15 protein-coding genes are annotated in these 22,964 nt (G+C 64.4%); 11 read left to right on the top strand and 4 right to left on the bottom strand.

Annotation, left to right across the window (positions count from 1 at the left end; all coding sequences use genetic code 11):
- Nucleotides 1-13 precede the first annotated feature (13 nt).
- Nucleotides 14-469, bottom strand: a complete 456-nt coding sequence (locus ACCAA_RS09200) for a peroxiredoxin (protein ID WP_186406948.1) — start codon at nt 467-469, stop codon at nt 14-16.
- 169 nt (nt 470-638) lie between these two features.
- On the opposite strand from ACCAA_RS09200, the gene lexA reads away from it, so the two are divergent.
- From lexA to ACCAA_RS09155, 9 genes are all read left to right on the top strand, one after another.
- Entirely contained in the window at nt 639-1,241 is a 603-nt protein-coding gene (gene lexA / locus ACCAA_RS09195) for a transcriptional repressor LexA (RefSeq protein WP_186406947.1), read from the top strand.
- Between the two features lie 19 nt (nt 1,242-1,260).
- Nucleotides 1,261-1,968, top strand: coding sequence for a translesion DNA synthesis-associated protein ImuA (gene imuA / locus ACCAA_RS09190; protein ID WP_186406946.1), 708 nt, complete (start codon nt 1,261-1,263; stop codon nt 1,966-1,968).
- Nucleotides 1,901-3,382, top strand: a complete 1,482-nt coding sequence (locus tag ACCAA_RS09185) for a Y-family DNA polymerase (RefSeq protein ID WP_186406945.1) — start codon at nt 1,901-1,903, stop codon at nt 3,380-3,382. The genes imuA and ACCAA_RS09185 overlap by 68 nt, the downstream gene beginning before the upstream one ends.
- Nucleotides 3,383-3,471: 89 nt before the next feature.
- A complete protein-coding gene (locus ACCAA_RS09180; protein WP_186406944.1) occupies nt 3,472-3,909 on the top strand; it encodes a bacteriohemerythrin in 438 nt (145 codons plus the stop codon).
- Between the two features lie 172 nt (nt 3,910-4,081).
- Entirely contained in the window at nt 4,082-5,719 is a 1,638-nt protein-coding gene (gene pgi, locus ACCAA_RS09175; protein WP_186406943.1) for a glucose-6-phosphate isomerase, read from the top strand.
- A gap of 60 nt (nt 5,720-5,779) precedes the next feature.
- Nucleotides 5,780-7,417, top strand: coding sequence for an alpha-D-glucose phosphate-specific phosphoglucomutase (locus ACCAA_RS09170; RefSeq protein WP_186406969.1), 1,638 nt, complete (start codon nt 5,780-5,782; stop codon nt 7,415-7,417).
- Between the two features lie 73 nt (nt 7,418-7,490).
- On the top strand, nt 7,491-8,759 hold the full coding sequence (gene glgC / locus ACCAA_RS09165; protein WP_186406942.1) for a glucose-1-phosphate adenylyltransferase: 1,269 nt from the start codon (nt 7,491-7,493) through the stop codon (nt 8,757-8,759).
- Between the two features lie 21 nt (nt 8,760-8,780).
- A complete protein-coding gene (glgA, locus tag ACCAA_RS09160; protein ID WP_186406941.1) occupies nt 8,781-10,223 on the top strand; it encodes a glycogen synthase GlgA in 1,443 nt (480 codons plus the stop codon).
- A gap of 83 nt (nt 10,224-10,306) precedes the next feature.
- Nucleotides 10,307-11,551 carry a DUF1015 domain-containing protein gene (locus ACCAA_RS09155; protein ID WP_186406940.1) on the top strand — a complete coding sequence of 415 codons (1,245 nt, stop codon included), beginning with the start codon at nt 10,307-10,309 and terminating at the stop codon, nt 11,549-11,551.
- Nucleotides 11,552-11,575: 24 nt separating this feature from the next.
- Here ACCAA_RS09155 and selD read toward each other — a convergent pair whose 3' ends face one another.
- The 3 genes from selD to ACCAA_RS09140 form a co-directional block, all read right to left on the bottom strand.
- Entirely contained in the window at nt 11,576-12,682 is a 1,107-nt protein-coding gene (selD, locus tag ACCAA_RS09150; protein WP_186406939.1) for a selenide, water dikinase SelD, read from the bottom strand.
- A gap of 59 nt (nt 12,683-12,741) precedes the next feature.
- On the bottom strand, nt 12,742-12,948 hold the full coding sequence (locus tag ACCAA_RS09145; protein ID WP_186406938.1) for a heavy-metal-associated domain-containing protein: 207 nt from the start codon (nt 12,946-12,948) through the stop codon (nt 12,742-12,744).
- Between the two features lie 72 nt (nt 12,949-13,020).
- Nucleotides 13,021-15,240, bottom strand: a complete 2,220-nt coding sequence (locus tag ACCAA_RS09140) for a heavy metal translocating P-type ATPase (protein WP_186406937.1) — start codon at nt 15,238-15,240, stop codon at nt 13,021-13,023.
- 169 nt (nt 15,241-15,409) lie between these two features.
- Between ACCAA_RS09140 and ACCAA_RS09135 the strand changes: the two genes are divergently transcribed.
- Both ACCAA_RS09135 and pbpC read left to right on the top strand, forming a co-directional pair.
- On the top strand, nt 15,410-20,548 hold the full coding sequence (locus ACCAA_RS09135; RefSeq protein ID WP_186406936.1) for an alpha-2-macroglobulin family protein: 5,139 nt from the start codon (nt 15,410-15,412) through the stop codon (nt 20,546-20,548).
- Nucleotides 20,545-22,842 (top strand): penicillin-binding protein 1C, encoded by a 2,298-nt coding sequence (gene pbpC / locus ACCAA_RS09130; RefSeq protein ID WP_186406935.1) that lies wholly within the window; start codon nt 20,545-20,547, stop codon nt 22,840-22,842. The genes ACCAA_RS09135 and pbpC overlap by 4 nt, the downstream gene beginning before the upstream one ends.
- Nucleotides 22,843-22,964: the final 122 nt, after the last annotated feature.

Raw genomic sequence — 22,964 nt, 5'->3', positions numbered from 1 at the left:
TCAGGGGAGGCGATCAGAGCTGGGCGACGAAATCCAGCACTTCCTGTGCGTGGTCGGCTACCTTCACCCCGCGCCACTCGCGCCGCAACACTCCTTTGCCATCGATGACAAAGGTACTACGCTCGATACCGCGAACCTGTTTGCCGTACATCGACTTCATCTTGATCACCGAGAAGCTGGCACAGAGCGACTCTTCGCTGTCGGCAAGCAGATCGAAGGGCAACTCCTGTTTGACCTTGAAGTTTTCGTGCGATTTGAGGCTGTCACGAGAGACGCCGACGACGATGGCTCCCGCACTGACGAACTGCGGATGCAGATCACGGAACTGCTGCGCCTCGGTGGTGCATCCCGGCGTGCTGTCCTTGGGGTAGAAATAAAGGACGACAGTGCTGCCCTGGCAGGCGGACAGAGTGAAGGTCCGGCCGCCGGTTGCCGGCAGGCTGAAATCGGCTACGGTGTGGTCGATCATGGCTGGCTTTCGGGGATTGGAAAACGGATTGCGGATTGTGGATTGTGGATTGTGGTAAGAAAGGCGATCAGCGGTCAAGCCGCTTGATTTTTCTCAGGCGATCGGTTCCTCTTGCTTTTTTTACAATAGCTGTACGAAAATACAGTATTCACGACGGGAGGCCTCGATCATGGTCAAAGTAACGCTGCGCCAACAGGAAATACTCGACTTCATCCGCAATACGCTGGAACTTCTCGGCGCGCCGCCAACACGGGCCGAAATTGCCAGCGCCTTCGGTTTTGCCTCGCACAATGCCGCCGAGGAGCATCTCAAGGCGCTTGCCAGGAAGGGCGTCATCGTGCTCGAACCGGGATCGGCGCGCGGCATCCGGCTGGTCGAACAACTGGGTCTGCCGCTGATCGGCAGCGTGGCTGCCGGGAGCCCGATCCTGGCGGTGGAAAACGTCCAGCGCCGTTATACACTCGATGTCAGCCTGTTCAAGCCGCGTGCCGATTTTCTGTTGCGCGTGCGTGGCCTGTCGATGATCAACGCCGGCATTCTGGACGGTGACCTGCTCGCCGTGCACCGCAGCAGCGAGGCGCGCAACGGCCAGATTGTCGTCGCCAGGCTCGATGACGAGGTGACGGTCAAGCGTTTCCGTCAGCAAGACGGGGTTATCGAGCTGATCGCCGAAAACCCCGATTTCGCGCCGATCATTGTCGATACGAGCGCGCGGGCACTGGCTATCGAGGGCATCGCTGTCGGGCTGATCCGCGGCGGTGAGGCGATGTGAGCGCGGTTTGATCTTGTCCATGACTTCCTCTCCAGCGCTGGCGCAAATCCTTGAACGTTCCGATGTCTGGCGCGGTGATACGCTCGCCAGAGCGCCCTTACCCGGCGTGCCAACGGGTTTTGCCGAGCTTGACCGTGAGCTGCCGGGTGGCGGCTGGCCACGTGGCGGTCTGACCGAACTTCTGCCGGTGCGTCGCGGTGTCGGTGAACTGAGTTTGCTGCTGCCGGCTCTGGCGCGACTATCGAGTGATGAACTCGCCTGGCTGGTTTGTGTGGCCCCACCGCACCCACTCTATGCGCCGGCGCTGCACGCCTGCGGCGTCGATCTGTCGCGTCTGCTGGTGGCCAGCGCTCCCGGCCGTGATGCCGCCTGGGCCTGTGAACGCTCTCTCGCCGCCGACGGCGTGGGCGCCGTCGTCGCCTGGCTGCCCGAAGCCCAGACAACGTCACTTCGTCGTCTGCAACTCGCCGCCGAGGCCAGTCGTACGCTGCTCTTCGTTTTTCGTCCGGCGGCCTGTGCCAGCCAATCGTCGCCGGCACCCCTGCGCCTGCTGCTCGAAGGGGAGGGCGAGCAATTGGTCATTCATTTGCTCAAGCGCCGCGGCAGCGCGCAAGCCGCACCTCTGTCCATCGCCATTCACCGTCCGTTACGCCTGAATCATGCTCTGGCTCGCCCTGTACCTACCGCGGCTGCCGCTCGAAGCTCTTCCCAGCCGGCCATCGCCTAGCGCCGTTGTCAGCCGTGAACGTGTCGTCGTTGCCGATGATGCAGCGGCATCGGCCGGCGTGATTCCCGGACTGCGGTTGGCCGAGGCATGGGCATTTTTGCCCGCTCTGTCCATTCAGGAGCGCGATGTCGAGCGTGAGCAGGCAGCCCTGACCCGGCTCGCCTGCTGGGCGGGCGGTTTCACTTCCGAGATCTGCGTGCTGCCGCCACAGACACTGCTGCTCGAGGTGGCCGGATCGTTGCGCCTTTTCGGCGGTGCCGCGCCTTTATTCGAGCGCATCGTTGCCGGTTGTGCCGAGCAGGGCTTCGCGCTGCAGCCCTCCCTGGCGCCAACGCCGCTCGCCGCGCAATGGCTCGCGTTGGCCGCCGATGAAGCTCCCTGTCTCGATGCTGACCAACTGCCGCAGCGCCTCGGCCGGCTGCCGCTGGCCGTGCTCGATCTCTCGGCACAGAATCAGGCCCGTCTCGCCAGCTTTGGTGTGCGCTCGCTCGCTGATCTGCTACGCCTGCCGCGCGCCGGTCTGGCGCGTCGACTCGGTGTCGGTCTGGCGGCTGATCTGGCACGCGCGCTTGGCGATTTGCCGGACCCCCGGCCGCGTTTTGTTTTTCCGGAGCGTTTTGTCGAACACCTGGAACTGCCGATGCGCGTCGACAATGCGCTGGCGCTCGGTTTTGCCGGGCGTCGCCTGATCGCCAGCCTGTGTGGCTGGCTTGTTGCCCGTGGGGGTGGCATCAGTGAGTGCGCCTTCGAATTTGCACACCAGCGCGGCGCCGGCCAGCGACCGGCCACCGTTCTGGTCCTCGGTTTTACCGGCGTCACGCGCGATGCCGAACGGATCGTTCGCGTGCTCAGCGAGCGCCTGCAACGAATCGAACTGCCGGCCGCTGTCGAAGGGATCAGCTTGCGAGCCGATGCGCCGGAAGCGCTTCCTGGCCGGTCTGCCAGTCTGTTCGACAAGCGTGGCGAAGGCGCTGGCGGCGATTCAGTGGCGGATCTGGTCGAACGTCTGCAGTCCCGCCTTGGCAATGGCAGCGTGCATGGCCTGTCAGCGGCGGCCGAGCACCGTCCGGAGAATGCCTCGCGGCGAGTCATACCCAGGCTGTCGGCAGAAGAAAAATCGCCGGCCAGGTGGCTCGCCGCCGCCTTGCCGGCCACGGCTCCCGGTCCGCGTCCCTTGTGGCTTCTGGCCAGTCCGCAGGGATTGTGCGAAGTGGGCGGTCGGCCGCAGTGTGGCGGCCCCTTGCGATTGCTGGCCGGCCCCGAGCGCATCGAAAGTGGCTGGTGGGATGAAGCCGAGCCAGCTACGGTCGGTGATATCCGTCGCGACTACTTCGTCGCCATTTCCGTGCGCGCCGAATGGCTATGGATTTTCCGTGGCCAGGAAGGATGGTTTCTGCATGGTGTATTTTGCTGAGCACAACCTGATTTTACTGGAATTATTCGGACCGTCTTTCTATACTGTCTTAGCCTGAAAATTGTGACTGCTCCCCAGGGATCTTTATCATGACTCCCCCTTTTGCCGGCTTATTGCCGGATGCCTTGCTGATCGATCTGCCGGAGATTGATGCTCAGCACGATCAGATCTTTGGGCGTATCGAGGCGCTCAAGGCCGCCTGTTACGGCAGCGGGCCCGCACCCCTAGAAGACTTCCAGGGACTGCTCGATTACCTGCAATTCCATTTCGCTACCGAAGAGCGTATGGCGCGGGAAGCCGGGGTCGACTTCCTTGATCACGACCGAGTCCACCAGGAGAACCTGCAGTCACTGCACAAGGCGTTCGGCGAAGTGCGTGCCGGCGCGCGCGACGTTCATTCCTTTCTGCGCTATGCCGAGTACTGGTTCGAACGCCATATCACCGAGGAAGACAAACCCTTCGCCGACAGCATTCGCGCCTGCCGACTGAAATCTCCCATCAATCCGTCGCCCGCCGCCAGGCGTTGACTCTGACCTGCCATTCTGATTCAGCGCTTGCCGGCCATTCTTTTTTGCGTTCTTCCGAGCATTCTGGCAAGCTGATAACCGGAACAGCATAAGTTGTCATATTTCATCACACCCACCCTCCTTCGGCCGTTTGCAGACGGCCTGATCCCTCATCAAAGAGCTTTTACCGACCATGAACATCACCACCTCAGCCGCCTGGAAGGCCATTGAAGCGCACCGGCAATCGTTCTCGCCTGTGCATCTCAGAGAAATGTTTGCCCGCGATCCAGGACGCGCAACCGCTCTCTCGCTAAGCTTCGACGGCATCCTTTTCGACTTCTCGAAGCAGCGCATCGACTCGACAACGCTTCCTCTGCTGGCAGCGCTGGCCAAGGAGGCGCGACTCGATGAATGGACGAAGCGGATGTTCGACGGTGAGAAGATAAATGCCAGCGAAGACCGATCGGTGCTCCACGTGGCCTTGCGGCGATCACACGGCCCGTTCCCCGGCGCCGATCTGGATGTCATGCCGGAGGTGGTCGCCACACGGCAGCGAATGGCCGCTTTTGCAGACACTCTTCGCGCTGGGCAAGCACTGGGTTTCACCGGCATGCCGATTCGCAATGTCGTCAATATCGGCATTGGTGGCTCTGACCTCGGCCCCAAGATGGTCGGTTACGCTCTGCGCTCGATCTCCCATCCGGCGCTTGGCGTGCATTACGTCTCCAATCTGGATGGCGCGCAACTGGCGCCGCTCCTGCAGACCCTCGATCCACGCACGACGCTGTTTCTTGTCGCCAGCAAGACCTTCACCACGCAGGAGACGATGCTCAATGCGCAGACGGCTCGTGACTGGCTGGTGGCCAACCTGGGCGACGCGGCAGCGGTGGCCAGCCATTTCGCTGCGCTGACGGCCAAGCCGGAGCGTGCATTCGAGTTCGGCATCCGGGAGGACGCTGTATTTCCGCTCTGGGACTGGGTCGGGGGGCGCTTTTCGCTCTGGTCGGCGGTCGGCCTGGCGCTGATGATCGCCATTGGCCCACACGCTTTTGCCGACCTGCTTGCCGGTGCCGAGCGCATGGATGAGCATTTCCGCAGCACGCCTCATGAGCGCAACCTGCCGGTGGTGATGGCCCTGATCGGCATCTGGAACACCAATTTCCTCGGTGCGACGAGCAATGCAGTCCTGCCCTACAACGAGTCGCTGAAATATTTTCCGTCGTTCCTGCAGCAACTCGAGATGGAGAGCAACGGCAAGTCGGTGGGCATCGATGGCCAGCCGCTGGCCTGTGCCTCGAATCCCATCGTCTGGGGCGAACTCGGCAACAATGGCCAGCACGCCTTTTTCCAGCTTCTCCATCAGGGCGGGCGACTCGTGCCCTGTGACTTTATCGCCGCCGTCCGCTCCGACTACCCCTTGCCCGGCCATCAGGAAGCGCTGCTCGCCAACTGTTTTGCGCAAAGTGCGGCACTGGCGTTCGGCAAGACGGGCGAGGAAGCGCGCAGCGAACTCAGTCGGACCAGCATGCCGCTGGCGGCGCTCGAGGAACTCCTGCCGCACAAGGTATTTCCCGGCAACCAGCCGTCGTCGACGCTGCTGCTTTCGCGACTTGATGCGCAGACGATTGGCGCGCTGGTCGCGCTCTATGAACACAAGGTGTTCGTGCAGGGCGTTATCTGGGGGCTCAATTCATTCGACCAGTGGGGCGTCGAGTTGGGCAAGGCGGTGGCCAGCAGCATCCTGCCGGCGATCGCCCAGCCGGCACTGGCAGAGAAGCTCGATGTGTCCACCCAGCAATTGCTGGCTTTCAGTCGCCAGCATCTGGCATGAAGCCACGCAACTCAGGTATCGATCGAGAACGTTCCATTAGTCACGAGGCATAAGATGAGCATGAAGGTGATCAGCGTTCCCAGCACGCCTTACGCAGGGCAGAAGCCGGGGACATCGGGGCTGCGCAAGAAAGTGACGGTATTTCGCCAGGCGCGCTATCTGGAGAATTTCGTCCAGGCCATTTTCGACACGCTGTCCGGCCAGCAGGGACAAACGTTGGTTCTCGGTGGCGATGGCCGCTACTACAACGATGTGGCCATCCAGACCATCCTGCGCATGGCCGCAGCGGCCGGTTTTGGCCGTGTGCTCGTCGGTCGCGACGGCATTCTGTCCACTCCGGCCGCCAGTGCGGTGATCCGCAAATGGCAGGCTTTCGGCGGCATCATCCTGTCGGCCAGCCACAACGAGGGCGGCCCGGCCGGTGATTTCGGCATCAAGTACAACCTCGGCAATGGCGGGCCGGCCAACGAAGCCTTTACCGATGCCGTTTATCGGCGTACACAGGAGATCAGCGCCTATTACACCGTCGACTCGTCGGACATTGACCTCAGCCGAACCGGCGAGGCCAGCATCGGCGAAATGCTTGTCTGCATCATCGATCCGGTGGCTGACCATGCCGAGCTGCTCGAGTCCCTGTTTGATTTTGATCGCATTGCCGGCCTGCTCGCCCGCCCGGACTTCCGCATGCGTTTCGACGCCATGCACGCGGTCACCGGCCCTTACGCGCACGCCATTCTGGAGGGCCGTCTCGGTGCTCCTGCCGGCACGGTGGTCAACGGCACGCCGCTGCCCGACTTTGGCGGTGGCCATCCTGACCCCAACCCGGTCTGGGCGGCCGAACTCGTCAATGCACTCGCCGACAGCCGTTCGGGACTCTCGTTTGGTGCCGCTTCGGATGGCGATGGCGACCGCAACATGATTGTCGGACGTAACTTTGTCGTCAGTCCGAGCGACAGCCTGGCCGTTCTCGCTGCCAATCATGCGCTGATTCCGGCTTACGCCGGTGGCCTGGCAGGTGTTGCACGTTCGATGCCGACGAGTTGCGCGGTGGACCGCGTGGCCAGGGAACTCGGCATTGCCTGCTACGAAACGCCCACTGGCTGGAAGTATTTCGGTTCGCTGCTCGATGCCGGCCTGGCCACCCTGTGCGGCGAGGAGAGCGCCGGCACTGGCTCCAATCACGTGCGCGAGAAGGATGGCCTGTGGGCGGTCCTGTACTGGCTCAACATCCTGGCCGTGCGCGATATGCCGGCCGATGTGATCGTCCGTGAACACTGGCAGCGCTTCGGGCGCAACGTCTACTCCCGGCACGATTACGAGGGTATCGAGACGGCCAAAGCCGATCGCCTGATGGATGAGTTGCGTGCTCGTCTGCCGCAACTGCCGGGATCGCTGAGCAACGGCCTGCCGATCGCCGCCGCCGATGATTTTGCCTATGTCGACCCGGTCGATGGCTCGCGTTCAGAGCGTCAGGGTGTTCGCATCCTGCTCGAAGATGGCTCGCGGGTGGTTTTCCGGTTGTCGGGGACAGGGACTGAAGGGGCCACACTGCGCGTTTACCTCGAACGCTTTGTCGCCGACGCCAGCCAGCATGAAGTGCCGACGCAGGAGGCGCTGGCGCCGCTGGTCGGTCTTGCCGACGCTGTGGCGCAAATTACCGTGATCACCGGGAGAACTTGTCCGGATGTGATCAGTTAGGATCAGTAAGGAATTGGTGACACCGGGTGGCGCCGCCAGATGCGATGAATGAAGCTCAATAGGGGATACGAAAATGGTTGACAGGAAGACATTCCAATTGCCACGCAAGGCGATTGCCCTGGTTCTGGCTGGCGGGCGCGGCAGCCGGTTGCACGAACTCACAGACCGCCGCGCCAAGCCGGCGGTCCATTTTGGCGGCAAATTCCGGATCATCGATTTCGCCTTGTCGAACTGTGTCAATTCGCAGATTCGGCGCATTGGCGTGGTCACTCAGTACAAGTCACACAGCCTCTTGCGCCACTTGCAGCGCGGCTGGAACTTTCTGCATGGTGAGGTCAACGAATTCGTTGACCTGCTGCCGGCGCAGCAGCGGATAGACGAGGAGTCCTGGTATCGGGGCACGGCCGACGCCGTCTACCAGAACATCGACATCCTCGAGACCTATACACCGAGGCCTGAGTTCGTCGTCATTCTCGCTGGCGACCACGTGTACAAGATGAATTACGCGATGATGCTCGTCGACCATGTCGAGAGCGGCGCCGAATGCACGGTAGCCTGCATCGAGGTGCCTCGCCGTGAAGCGAGCGCTTTTGGCATCATGGCTGTCGATGAAAATGGCCTGATCACCGACTTCATCGAAAAACCTGCCGACCCACCGGCGATGCCGGGCAATCCCGACATGTCCATGTGCAGCATGGGGGTCTACGTTTTCAACGCCAAGTACCTGTATGCCGAACTGGCGCGTGACATCGCTGACCCGACTTCGAGTCATGACTTCGGCAAGGACATCCTTCCGCGTGCGGTCGCCAATCGTGTGGCCATCGCGCACCCCTTCTCGCGCAGTTGCATCGTCGCCCCGGACGAGCAGTTCCGGGAGCACTATTGGCGCGACGCCGGGACCATCGATGCCTACTGGGATGCCAACATCGACCTGACGGCGACGGTGCCGGCCCTGAATCTTTACGACCGTAACTGGCCGGTGTGGACCTATCAGCAGCAACTGCCACCCGCCAAGTTCGTGCATAACCATCTCGACCGGCGCGGCAATGCCATCGAGTCAACGGTATCTGGCGGCTGTATCGTATCGGGCGAAGTCAATCGTTCGCTGCTCTTCTCCAATTGCCGCGTCCATTCCTATTCGCGGGTAAATCTCTCGGTCCTGCTTCCCGATACCACGGTCGGCAGCAGGGCCCGCCTGACCCGCTGCGTGGTCGATAGCGACTGCGACATTCCGGCAGGCATGGTCGTCGGCGAAGACCCGGTTGACGACGCACGTCGCTTCCGTCATACCGAGAACGGCGTGACGCTGATCACGCGGAAGATGCTCGACCGGCTCACCTGAACCACCGAAGGAACCCGATCCTTGCGCGTCCTGCATGTTGCCGTCGAAATTTTCCCGCTGGTCAAGACCGGTGGCCTGGCCGATGTCGTCGCCGCACTGCCCGTCGCGCTGGCCGCACGCGGGCTGGACGTACGAGTCCTGTTGCCCGGCCTGCCGGCGGTGCTCAATGGCCTCGCCGACCTCAAACCGGTCATCCGCCTGGGTCCGGCCTTTGGTGCTGCGGTCGTCACGCTGCGCATCGGGCACCTGCCGGACAGCGGCTTGTCGGCCTACGTCATCGATGCCCCTTTCCTTTACCAGCGTGACGGCAATCCCTATCTGGGTCCGGATGGTCGCGACTGGCGCGACAACCACCGTCGCTTCGCTCTTCTGGGCTGGATCGCCGCGCATCTGGCGGCCGGAGAACTGGATCAAGACTGGCAACCAGACGTTGTGCATGCCCATGACTGGCACGCCGGGCTGGTTCCCGCCTATATCGCGCAGAATCCGGCACTGACCACGGCTACGGTATTCACGATTCACAATCTCGCTTTCCGTGGTCTTTTTCCTCTCGATTACCACGGTGACCTCGGCTTGCTGATTTCCGGCCAGGACCGGAGCGCAATCGAGTTTCACGGGCAGTTGTCGTTCATGAAAGCGGCCCTTGTGCATGCCAAGCGCGTCAACACGGTCAGCCCGTCGTATGCCCGGGAAATCTGTACGGCGGAGTTTGGCTGGGGTCTCGATGGCCTGCTCCGCGATCGCGGGCGCGAACTGTCCGGAATTCTCAATGGGGTGGACTATTCGGTATGGGATCCGACGACCGACCGGGCGCTTCCAGAAACCTATACGGCTGCCGACCTGGGCGGCAAGAAGGCTTGCAAACTCAAGCTGCAAACGGAGCTCGGCTTTACGCACCGGGGCAAAGGGCCGCTGTTCGCGGTGGTCGGACGCCTGACTTCGCAAAAGGGTATGGTGCTCGTTCTGAGCGTCTTGCCCGCGCTGCTGGCTGCGGGTGGACAACTGGTCGTCATCGGCAGCGGCGAAGCGGATATAGAAGCCGGTTTCAGGACCGCCGCGGCGGCTCATCCGCACGCCGTGTTCGCCCATCTGGCCTACGACGACGCGCTGGCGCACCGGATCATCGCCGCTGCCGACGTACTGCTCGTTCCCTCGCATTTCGAGCCCTGTGGTCTGACCCAGCTCTATGCTTTGCGTTATGGCACTTTGCCACTCGTGCGGCGGGTGGGCGGTCTGGCCGATACGGTGATCGATGCAACGCCGGAGAACCTGAGGGCCGGCACTGCGAATGGCTTCGTTTTCGGCGATGCCGGCAGTCATGCACTGACCGCCTGCATCGCCGAGGCCTGTGCGCTCTTCCGTGACGCCCCGGCGTGGCTAGAGGTCCAGAAGCGCGGCATGGCGCAGGATTTTTCCTGGGGCGATTCAGCGGCGCGCTATGAGGCCCTGTATCGAAGCATCTGAGATGCAGGCCCGTGTCACCTGCTCCGTGACGCTCAGCAGCCGCTGCGCTCACTTGCCGAAACCCGCTCCAAGAGGAGAATTCCTTGTCCTTCGATCCTAGCCTGATTCGGCCATTTGCCGGCCTTCGCCCGCGCAGCGCAGATGCCGCAGCGGTGGCGGCGCCGCCCTACGATGTACTCTCCAGCGACGAAGCACGGCAGGTGGTGATCGACAAACCGCTGTCCTTCCTGCATGTCTCCAAGGCCGAGATCGACTTGCCGCCGGAGGTCGATCACTACGCGCCCGAGGTGTATGCCCGGTCGGCCGAGAATTTTGGTCGTCTGATCGCGGCCGGAGTTCTGTGCCGCGATCCGCTTGCCTGCTACTACACCTATCGGCTGACGATGGGCGAGCACGTGCAGACCGGGTTGGTGGCGGTCGCTTCGGTCGCCGCCTACGACAGCAACCGCATCCGCAAGCACGAATATACCCGGCCTGACAAGGAGGACGACCGCGTGCGCCAGATCGAGGCGCTGAATGCGCAGACCGGGCCGGTGTTGCTCGCCCATCCGGACAGCGCCGAGGCCGAACGGCTGGTCGGGCAGGGTACCGACCGCCTGCCGGTCGCCGACGTGACCGCAGCCGATGGCATCAGACATACGCTGTGGACCATCGACGATGCCGAGACCATCACGCGCATCGGCGCCGTTTTTGCCGCCATGCCGACTCTCTACATTGCCGATGGCCATCATCGGTCGGCGGCCGCTGCGCGCGTCGCAGCCGCTCGGCGTGTTCGGAGCGGTTCATCGCTCAGCGCCGAGTTCTTCCTGGCAGTCATCTTCCCGGCAGCGCAGATGCGGATCATGGACTACAACCGGGTCGTTCGCGACCTCAACGGCCTGTCCGAGGAGTCCTTTCTTGCGGCTGTCGGCGAGCGCTACACCATCAGCCCGTCGCCGTTCCCGGTGAAGCCCGAGCGCACCGGGGTTTGCGGAATGTATCTGGGCGGCCGCTGGTATCGGCTCGCGCTTCTGCCCGGACGGGTGCCCTTGTCGGACCCGGTGCGCCGCCTCGACGTGTCGCTGCTTGCCGAGCAGATTCTCGGCCCGCTTCTCGGCATAACCGATCTGCGCCGGGATACACGGATAGATTTCGTCGGCGGAATGCGCGGCGCGGCGGAACTCGAAAGGCGCGTGAACAGTGGCGAAATGGCCGTCGCCTTCGCCATGCATCCGACGCCGATGGCCGAACTGATGGCGGTGGCCGACGCGGGCCTGGTGATGCCGCCGAAGTCGACCTGGTTCGAACCGAAGCTGGCCGACGGGCTGGTGTCGCACGTTCTCGATTGAACCCAAACAGTGAGCCAGGGAAGTTCAGTGGCTCCTGACGACGGCCACGTGCGGCTTTCCTTCGGTAATCTCACCGATGACCGTGGCGTGATCGAACCCCTCCTGCAGAAAGATGGCCAGCACTTCGGTGACCACTTCCGGCGCACAGGCGACCAATAGTCCACCGCTGGTTTGCGGATCGGTGAGCAGCGCGCGGTCGAGGTCAGCGAAGTCCTTCTTCGGCAGCGTCACCTGCTCGCCATAACTCGCCCAGTTGCGCTCTGAAGCGCCGGTGACGCAGCCTTTGGCTCCGTAAGCGAGCGCGTTCGGCAGGACCGGAAGCGCTGCGTAGTCAATGACCGCCAACACGCTGGAAGCCTTGCAGATTTCAACCAGATGACCGAGCAGGCCAAAGCCGGTGACGTCGGTCATCGCATGCACACCGGCAAGGCAGCCGAGCGCCCGTCCAGGCGTGTTGAGCTGCGTCGTCGAGGCGATCATCGCCGCGTAGCAGGCAGGTGCCAACAGGCCTTTCTTCAGCGCTGCGCTGTAGAAGCCAACGCCCAGCCCCTTGCCGAGAATCAGCTTGTCTCCAGGTCGCGCGCCGGAGTTGCGCTTGAGGTTGTCTGGATGCACCAGGCCGATGGCGACCAGACCGTAGATCGGCTCGACCGAGTCGATCGTGTGGCCGCCGGCAATTGGAATGCCCGCCCTTGCGCAAACCGACTCACCGCCTTCCAGGATGCATTTGATCGTTGCCAGTGGCAGCTTGCTGACCGGCATGCCGACCACCGCCAGCGCCAGCAGTGGTACGCCACCCATCGCATAGACGTCGGAAAGGGCATTGGTCGCTGCAATGGCGCCGAAGTCGAAGGGATCATCGACGATCGGCATGAAGAAATCGGTCGTCGCCACCACCGCCTGATCGGCGTTGAGTTGATACACCGCAGCGTCATCGCTGGTCTCGGTGCCCACCAACAATTGCCTGGGTATCAGTCCGGGCGAGGTTTTGGCAAGCATCTCCTCGAGCACCTTGGGAGCGATCTTGCATCCGCAACCGCCGCCGTGCGAGAAGTGGGTCAGCTTGATCGGCTCGGTCGATGCGACCTCGGGAGATGCCAGATCGGCAGTCTTGGGCTTCTTTTTGGACATTATTTTTCTTTGTCAGCATTTCGGCTTGGTCCGCACAGCGCCGATAGGGCGAATCGCTTTCAGCGGGCGTCAAAGCCCGCCGCTTCGATGGCTTCCTTGAACTGGGTGACGTTCGCCAGCTCAGGGTCGTAAGAGATGCTGGCCTGCCCGGCCGCCAGGGCAACCTCGACCTGCTCGACTCCCGGCAGCGCCGTGAGCACCGCGTTGACCGTCTTCACGCAAGCCTGGCAACTCATCCCGGCAATTTCGATCACGACTTTTTCCATCGGAATTTCATCCCTCCTTTTTGGCGTTGTCGGCAGTCAACACCGGTTTCCGTCAAGACTGGCCGGGCGGGGCTAGCCGCGGCCTCCCGCACGCCAGCGCTTGAGGAGCAGCGAATTGGAGACCACCGACACCGAACTCATCGCCATCGCGGCACCGGCAATCACCGGATTCAGCAGGCCCAGCGCCGCCAAGGGGATGCCGAGAAAATTGTAAATGAAAGCAAAGAACAGATTCTGCCTGATTTTTTGCAGCGTCGCACGGGAAAGCAGGATGGCATCGGCGATACCGTTCAGGTCACTGCGGACCAGCGTCACGTCGGCCGCCTCGATAGCGGCATCCGAGCCGGCGCCGATGGCGAAGCTCACGTCCGCCGCAGCCAGCGCCGGTGCATCGTTGATGCCATCGCCGACCATCGCCACCACCGCCTGGCCGCCCTTGAGGGCATTGATCGCTGCGGCCTTGTCGCCGGGGAGTATGCCGGCACGGAAGTCATCGATGCCGGCCTCACCGGCAATGGCGGCAGCGGTTGCGGCCTGGTCGCCAGTGAGCATGACGACGCGGATACCCATGGCCTTGAGCCTGGCCACGGCAGCGCGCGAAGTTTCGCGCAGCGGATCGGCGATTGCCAGCAGAGCCAGGGCAATGTCATTAGTGTCTTCGGAATCGCCGCTCGTCTCTGTTTGGCTGGATTCAGCGAGCACCATCACCGTCTTGCCGGCGCGCTGCCGCGTATCGATCCACTCTGCCGGCAGCGCCGCGCCGGCAAAGCTCGCCGCTGCGTACAGGCGCAGCCGGCGTCCGCCGACTCGACCTTCGACGCCGCGACCGGGAAGCGCTCGAAACTCATCGAGCACCGGTAGCGCCAGTCCGCTGGCCTGCGCCTGCTGCAGAATGGCGCGCGCCAGCGGGTGTTCCGATCCCTGCTCGAGGCCGGCGGCCAGCGCCAGCGCTTCTTCGCGCGAGCCAACCAGGGGCAAGAGATCGGTGAGCAGCGGTTCGCCACGCGTCAGCGTGCCGGTCTTGTCGACCGCCAGGACGCTGACTTTCTCGGCGCGTTCGAGCGCCTCGGCGTTCTTGACCAGGATGCCGGCGCTCGCACCCTGTCCGCTGGCGACCATGATCGCCGTTGGCGTGGCCAGCCCGAGAGCACAGGGGCAGGCGATGACCAGCACGGCGACCGCGTTGACCAGCGCCGTGCTGAAGACGCCACCCCAGGCCCACCAGGCGATGAAGGTGAACAGGGCGATGGCGCAGACGACCGGAACGAAGACCGCCGAGATGCGGTCGGCGAGTCGTTGCACGGGCGCTTTCGATCCCTGCGCCTCGGCGACCATGCGGATGATGCCGGCGAGCAGCGTGTGTTCGCCGACACCGGTGGCTCGACAGCGCAGCGTCCCCTCGCCATTGGCTGTGGCCGCAAAGACGCGGTCGCCGCCGCGCTTGGCCAGTGGCATGCTCTCGCCGGTGAGCATCGCTTCATTGATGTTCGACGATCCGTCGAGCACCTCGCCGTCGACCGGAACGCTTTCGCCGGGGCGGACAATGAAGATATCGCCAGGGATCAACAGGGCGACGTCAAGCTCGATCAACTGGCCGTCGCGCTCGACGCGTGCCGTTTTCGGCTGCAGCCGAACCAGTGCCTCGATCGCCTCGGTGGTTTTCGCCTTGGCCCGCGCCTCGAGCAACTTGCCAAGCAAAACGAGCGTGATGACGGCCGCCGAGGCCTCGAAATAGACATGCAGGTGGGCAGCAGCGGACAGCGTCACGACCAGGCTGAAGAGATAGGCCATCGTCGTGCCGAGCGCCACCAGAACGTCCATGTTGGCGCCACCACCGCGCAGGGCTTTCCAGGCGCCGTCGTAAAAGCGCCAGCCGATCCAGAATTGCACCGGCGTGGCGAGAATGAGTTGTAGCCAGCGCGGCAGCAGGTCATGGTGCGCGCCGGAGCCAAACATGGTCAGCATCTGTGCCGACAGCGGCAGCGTCAGCACGGCGGCGATCCAGAAGTGGCGCAACTCGGTCTGCCGGGTGGCGAGTTTGCGTGCTTTCTCCTGCGCGCGCGACTGATCATTGGCCAGCCGCCCGACGAAACCGGCCCGGTTGATGGTACTGATCAGCAGCGCCGGATCGACGACGCCGGGGAGGTAACGGACCGTCGCCCGCTCGGCCGCCAAGTTGACCACGGCTTCGACCGCCGGCAGACGGTTGAGCAGCTTTTCGATCCGTGCCGAGCACGCGGCGCAGCTCATTCCTTCGATGGCCAGTTCAACGGTGCGCGGCGTCTCGGGCATCGCGCTAGGTCGGCAAGAGCGGGTGAGATAACTGGATTGAGGCATCGAGGGAGGCGGGAGCGCCGGGCAGAAGGTGTGGTCATTCTACTTCATGGGATTCATTAGCCCATATACTCTCGATGGTGCCGCTGGATTTCCTATTCTTCAGCATTTTCCCCGGGAGGATTGCATGCGTTTCGAACGGCAGATCAGGCAACGCGGGGTGGCGCCGATGGTCGCCATCATCGGTGCAGTGGTGCTGGCGATCGCCGGCTTTCTGGCCATCGCGCATTTCCCGCAAAAAGGGCAGGATGAGCCGGCGACCGAAGGCATCCGCTTCGAGCTGATCGATGGCGCGCATCGCGATCTCGACGGATCTCCGGCTCTGGCACTGTCGTTCAGCCTGCCGCTCGACGCCAGGGGTGATTACGACAAGAGCGTCCAGGTGCTGGAAATGCCGGCCGCGCCGCAGCTTGCAACGCCACACGCCCGCGACGCGGAGGAGGGCGATGAACAGGACTCCGGCGCCGCGGCGAACATGGCGAGCAGTACCAGCCGCGCTGCTGCTGATACCGCGCTCGAAGGTGGCCAGCCGGTTGCCGGCGCCTGGGTGGTCGGCGAGAACCCACGCCTGCTGTTCTTTCCGCACATCAAGCCGCAGACGCGCTACGTGGTACGCGTTCAGGCCGGGCTGACGGCAAGGAACGGCAGCAAGCTCGAGGAAGAAGCCCGCTTCTCGATCCGCACGGCAGCGGTCGCCCCGGCTTTCTACTTTGCCAGCCGCGGCATGGTTCTGCCGGCGGCACAGAACGGCGGCCTGCCGGTGACCACGGTCAACGTGCCGGAGGTGGACATCCAGTTCCTGAAGGTCAAGCCGGATCAACTGGCGAAGTTCCTCGAAAAGGTCGTCGCCGGACCGGTTCGCGCTACTCCCGCGGCAGGCGAGGCGAACGCCGACGGCGAGGAAGGCGATGATTACGCGTCAGGTACCCACCTTAAAGGCGCCGTCGGCAGTTGGGAGCTCGATCAACTGCATAAACTGACGACCAGCGCTTTCGTTGGCCGCTTCCTCACCGAACAGAAAGCGAATCGCCGCAGCGTCACTTTCATCCCGGTCGAAACCCTCCCGGCGCTGCGCGAGCCCGGTGTCTACGTGGCGGTGATGTCGCAACCCAACCGTTTCCGCGACGATTACCAGACGACTTACTTCTACGTCAGCGACCTCGGCCTGCATCTGCGCCAGTATGCCAACCGCGGCGCCGATGCCTACGTCAGTTCACTGACCGATGGCAAAGCGCAATCCGGCGTCGAAGTCAGTTGGATCGATGGCCAGGGCAAGACGCTGGCCCGTGGCGAGAGCGACCATGATGGTCGCGTGACCTTCGCCGAGAAGCCGAACGGCGCGCGCGTCGTGATGGCCAGGAAGGGCGAACAGATGTCGCTGATCGCGCTCAAGGAACCGGCGCTCGATCTGGCCGAGTTCGACATCACTGGCATGCCCTACGTACCGGTCCGCCTCTTTGCCTACAGTGGCCGCAACCTCTACCGGCCAGGCGAGCGCTTCGAGGTCTCGGTGATGGCCCGTGACGCCGATGGCCGGCCGGTGCCGCCGCAACCGGTTCAGGCCATCCTTCGTCGCCCCGACGGCAAGGCGCAGTGGACCGCGACCTGGCAGCCGGACGAAGGCTTCGCCGGCTATTACCGGCGCGCGGTCGAATTGCCGAGCGATGCGGCGACCGGCTCGTGGAGTCTCGAACTGCGCGCCGACCCGGCGGCCAAGCTTGCCGGCACCAGCATGCCGTTCGCCGTCGAAGAGTTTCTGCCGGAACGGATGAAGCTCGATCTGGCCACCGCCAGCGAGCGCCTGGCTGGCGACTCCGGATGGCAAATCGACGTCAGCGGAGCCTACCTCTACGGCGCGCCGGCCGCCGGCAACCGCCTGCTCGGCGTGCTGACCAGCGAGCGCAGCCGCAATCCGCTCGCCCAGAAGCTGCCGGGGTTCATCTTCGGCGATGCGGACGAAGAGACGGTCAAATCGCGCAGCGAACTGCCGGAGATTCAACTCGACGAGCAGGGCAAGGCGAAGATCGCCGTCAGCGTCGAATCAGTGGCCAAGCGCCGCTCACCGTTTACTGTCCGAGCGACGCTGAGCCTGCTCGAAAGCGGCGGCCGGCCAGTGGTGCGCAACATCGAGCGAGTCTGGTGGCCGGCGCCTGTGCTGGTCGGCTTGCGGCCCTTGTTCGTCGGCGCCTACGCTCGCGAAGGGGCGCCGGCCGATTTCGAGGTCGTTCGCGCCGATGTGGGCGGGGCACTGAAAGCCGGGACGGCGCTGCCGGTACGCCTCTTTCGCGAAAACCGCAGCTACTACTGGCGCTTCGATGATCAGCGCGGCTGGAACTCGGGTTTCACCGAGACCGACGAACTGGTGAGCACGACGCAGGTGTCGGTGCCCGCCGGCGGGCGCGGCAAGTTGAGTTTGCCGGTCAAGTACGGGCGCTATCGCGTCGAAATCCTCGACCCCGAAAGCCGGCAAACGATGCGCTTCCGCTTCTACGCCGGCTGGTCGGCAAAGGACGATGAAACGCAGGGCGTACGCCCTGACCGCGTGGCGCTCAAGTTCGACAAGCCGGCCTATGCCGATGGCGACACCGTGCGCCTGACGATCAGTCCGCCCCATGCCGGCGAGGCGCTGGTGACCGTCGAAGGCGATCGCGCGCTATGGGTGCGCCGCCTGGCGATCGGTGCCGACGGAACGACGATCGACATTCCGCTCGACAAGGAATGGCAGCGCCACGATCTCTACGTCTCGGTGATGGTCCTGCGCCCCGGTAACCGCGGCGAGAAAGTGACGCCGGCACGCGCGCTGGGTTTGCTGCACGTGCCGCTCGATCGTGCCAAACGCAAACTCGACGTGGCCCTTGAAGCGCCGCAGAAGATGGAGCCCGAGCAGCCGCTGAAGGTGAGGATCAGGGTCCCCGAGGCCAGAGGGCAGAAAGCGATGGTGACGCTGTCGGCGGTCGATGTCGGGATCCTCAACGTGACGCGCTTTGCCAGTCCCGATCCCTTCGCTTTCTTCTTTGCCAAGCTGCGTTACGGCGCTGACGCCTACGACATCTACGGCCGGCTGATCGAGAAGATGGACGGCCAGAAAGGCAAACTCAAGTTCGGTGGCGACGCCGCGCCGAAACCGACGCGCAGCGTCCCGAAAAAGGTTCGCCTGGTCGATCTGTTCAGCGGCCCGGTGGCTCTCGATGACCAGGGTGAGGCCGAAATCTCGCTGCCGGTGCCCGATTTCAACGGCAGCCTGCGCCTGATGGCGGTGGTCGCCAGCAGCGATCGCTTCGGCATGCAGGAGGCCGAAGTCACCGTCGCGGCGCCGCTGGTCGTTGAACTGGCGACGCCACGTTTCCTCTCGGTCGGCGACAGCGCCGTGCTCGCCCTCGACGTCCATAACCTCTCCGCCAAGGAGCAGGAGATCAAAGTGGCGATCAGCAACGGCGACGGCCTGCGCATCAAGCGAGTCGAGCAGCCGTTTTCGCTCAAGGCGCAGCAGAAACGCATCCTGCGCATTCCGATCGAGGCTGGCACGGCGATCGGCCTGAGCGAAGTGCAGGTGCGCGTCGACAGCCCGCTGATCAAGATCAAGCGCAGCTTCGCGCTGCAGGTGCAGGCGCCGACGCCACGGCAATCGGTCGTCAAGCGCCTGGTCGTCGCCCCCGGAGAAACGGTCGAAGTGCGCGATGCGGAACTCGCTGGCTTCCTGCGCGAAACCGTCGCCGCGACGCTGGTCGTCTCGGACAAGGCGCCGATCGACGTGCGTAGCGCCGTACAGGGGCTGCTCGCTTATCCCTATGGCTGTGCCGAGCAGACCATCAGCAGCGCCTATCCCCAGCTCTTCATCGACGAAGCGGCGGCCAGGCAGTTCGGGCTCAAGCCGTTCACCAAAGCACAGCGCGCCGAGCTGGTCGACAAGGCGATCGCGCGAGTTGCCGGCATGCAGGCGGCCAACGGCGGCTTCAGCCTGTGGGGCAATCTCTCCGAGTACCAGTACTGGCTATCGGCCTACGTCGCCAACTTCCTGCTTGATGCCCGCGAACAGGGTTTCAACGTGCCGCCGGAGGTCGACAAACGCGCGCTCGACTTCCTGCTCAAGGGTCTGCAGGAAGGCGTCGCCGGCCTGCCGACAGGACCCGTCGCCTACAACCAGAATGCGGTCTGGAACGACAACCGCTATGCCGGATCAGGCCGCTTCGCCGTGCTCGCCTACGGCGCCTACGTGCTCGCTCGCCAGGGCAAGGCGCCGCTGGCGACGCTGCGCCAGTTGCACGAGTCACAGGCCGCCGCACACTCGGGGCTGGCGCTGGTGCAGCTCGGTCTGGCGCTCAAGCTGATGGGCGACGAGGCGCGTGCAGAGAGCGCCATCGCCGCCGGCATGGTCAAGCCGCGCGGCGGTCCCGGCCAGGCCTGGTGGGGCGACTACGGCAGCAATCTGCGCGACTGGGCGATGATCTACGTCCTGCTCGACAAGTACCAGCTCAAGCCGCCAGGGCGCGAGAACCTGGTCAGCCAGGTCGCGGGTGAAATGGAAAACAGGCGCTACTACAGCACGCAGGAGAAGCTCGCGCTGTTCCTGCTCGGGCGCAGTTTTGTCACCGACGCGGGCGGAGAATGGGCGGCCGAGATCGTTTCGGCCGACAAGCCGCAGCCGATCGGCGGCCGGGGAGCGCAGTTCCGACCCCTGTCGGCCAGCGAAGTCGCGGCCGGTATCAAGATTCGCAACACGTACAAGGATCGGCTGTTCGTCGAACTCAGCTTTACCGGCAACCCGGTCAGGATGCCCGCGGCGCGACGCGATGTTTTCGATCTGAAGCGCGACTGGTTCACCGCCGATGGCCAGCCGCTCGGCAATCGCGCGCTGCGCGTCGGCGAAACGGCGATTGTCCGCCTGCAGGTGAAGACCGCCGGCCGGTACGCCAACGGATTGATCGTCGACTACATCCCGGCCGGTCTCGAGATCGAGAACGTCAACATCGTCCAGGGCGAGCAGTCAGTGATCACCGTCGGCGGTGTCGATCCACGGCAGGTCATGCAGAACAGCGACATCCGGCACGTCGAGTTCCGCGACGACCGCTTCGTCGTCGCCGCCAGGCTCGCCCGGCAGATGCAGTTCTTCTACCGCGTCCGTGTCGTCACGCCGGGTCGCTTCGTCGTCCCGCCGACCTACGCCGAAGACATGTATCAGCCGCAGATCTACGGTCTCGCCGGTGGCGACGAGATGCTGCTGATCAGCGACGGCAGCAAGGACGAAGACGCCGGCGCGAAGAAATGAAGCAGGCGCTGCGGCTGACGCTGGCCGCAGCACTCGCCCTGCTGCTGCTCGCTGACCAGATCTTTCCGCCGCCCCTGCCGGGGCGGTCGGCGCCACGCGCGCAACTGGTCGTCGCGCGCGATGGCACGCCGCTGCGCGCCTTCCCCGATCGGGCGCACATCTGGCGCCACCCGGTGCGCATCGAGGAAGTCTCGCCGCGCTATATCGAAGCGCTGATCGCCTACGAGGACCGCGCTTTCTGGTGGCACCCCGGCGTCAATCCCTGGGCCCTGCTGCGCGCCGCCGGGCAATGGGCGAGGCATGGGCGAGTGGTCTCCGGCGGATCGACCTTGACCATGCAGGTCGCCCGCCTGCTCGAACCGACGCCACACACACTTGCCGGCAAGCTGCGCCAGATGGCCCGCGCCGTACAGCTCGAACTGCGCTGTTCGAAGCGCGAAATCATCGAGATCTACCTGACCTTTGCGCCGATGGGGGGCGTCCTCGAGGGCGTCGAGGCGGCCAGCCGCGCCTACCTCGGCAAACCCGCGCAACGGCTGAGCGACTCGGAAGCGGCGCTGCTCACCGTTCTGCCGCAGGCGCCGTCACTGCTGAGGCCCGACCGCTACCCGGAGCGAGCGCGCATGGCGCGTGACAAGGTACTCGCCCGCATGCAATCGCGCTGGGGGGCAGCGAGAATTGCCGATGCACGCCAGGAACCGGTGATTGCGCAGACCGTACGCGAGCCGCTGCTCGCACCTTTGTTCGCCGAACGTCTGCGGCGGCTGCAGCCACGAGCGGCGCGCATCGAGAGCACCCTCGACGCGAGCGTTCAGCAAAGCGTCGAGCAACTGCTCTCGGCACGACTGACCGTCCTGCCGGCACGCGTCTCGATGGCCGCGCTGGTGGTCGACAACGCCACCCTCGAAGTCCGTGCCTACGCCGGTTCGGCAGACTTCGCCGATGAGGCGCGCTTCGCGCACGTGGACATGGTGCAGGCTGCGCGCTCGCCGGGGTCGGCACTGAAGCCCTTTCTCTACGGGCTGGCGCTCGACGAAGGCCTGATTCACTCCGAATCGCTGCTCGCCGACGTGCCACAATCGTTCTCGGGTTACCAGCCCGGCAACTTTCAGGCCAATTTCAGCGGCCCGGTCGGGGCCAGCGAAGCGCTGCAACGATCGCTCAATGTGCCGGCGGTCGAAGTCCTCGAACAGCTCGGGCCGCAGCGCTTCGTCTCGGCGCTGCGCCGCGGCGGACTGAAGCTCGAGTTGCCGCGCGGTGCCACGCCCAACCTCAGCGTCATCCTCGGCGGCGCGGCGGTCACCCTCGAAGGCCTGGTCGGCGCGTACACGGCGCTGGCGCGCGGCGGCGTCAGCGGCCGGCCGCGGTATCGTTCCGACGCGCCGCTCGAAGAAGCACGCATGCTCAGCGAAGGCGCTGCTTTCATCATTCGCGATGTACTCGAGTCGGGCGGACCGGTCGCTCGCCAGGTCGACGGCGGCGTCGGAACGCGTCGTGGCATCGCCTGGAAAACGGGAACCAGCTTTGGCTTTCGTGATGCCTGGGCGGTCGGTGTCAGCGACCACTTCGCCGTCGGCGTGTGGGTTGGACGCCCGGATGGAACGCCGAACCCCGGCTTTTTCGGCGCCAACATCGCCGCGCCCTTGCTGGTCGATATCTTTTCGGTCGTAGACGATTCGCCACCGCAGCCCCGCACACCGCCGGCCAGCGTATCGACGACGAAGATCTGCTGGCCACTAGGCACGCGCCGCGAAGCGACGCCGCCCGAACTGTGCCATCAGGAAAGAACCGCCTGGATGGTCAACGGCACGGCGCCGCCGACTTTCCCCGACCGCCTGCGCGGCGGCGCTGCGCGCTATACCGACCAGCGCGATGCGGCCAGCGGCCTGCGCGTGCGTGCCGCTTGCGCCAGCGGTGAAGTACATTCCGTCGCCATGGCCCGCTGGCCGGCGGCGCTCGAACCGTGGCTCGACGGCGCGCTTCGCGAGCGCGCACTGCCGCCCGCGTGGGCACCCGCCTGCGCCGGCGCACACGCTCCCGAAGCCGGCCTGAAGATCGTCGGCGTCAGCGACGGCGAAACGATACGCCGCGCCGGCAACGGCCTGCCGCCGGAACTGCGCCTCGAAGCGCGCGGCGGGCAGGAGGAACTCATCTGGTTGCTCGATGGCCGCCAGATCGGCCGCGTGCCGGCCGGTCGCGCGCTGGCGCACAAGTTCCGCGACGCCGGACGCTACCAGATCACGGTCATGGACGACGCTGGACGCTACGACCGCGTCGAGATCAGCGTGCGCTGATTTCGAAAGCCACGATTCGGCCCAAGGTGGAGCGTCCCTGCCACCTTCGTGAAGAAGCTGTTCCACTTCACGAAGGTTCGCTAGAATGGGCTTGCCAAGGACAGCACGCAAATGCATACGCT

It is taken from the genome of Candidatus Accumulibacter aalborgensis (assembly GCF_900089955.1).
Classification (GTDB): Bacteria; Pseudomonadota; Gammaproteobacteria; order Burkholderiales; family Rhodocyclaceae; genus Accumulibacter; species Accumulibacter aalborgensis.
The sequence above is the reverse complement of the archived record's forward strand: the minus strand, read 5'-3'. Positions and strand labels throughout refer to the sequence as shown.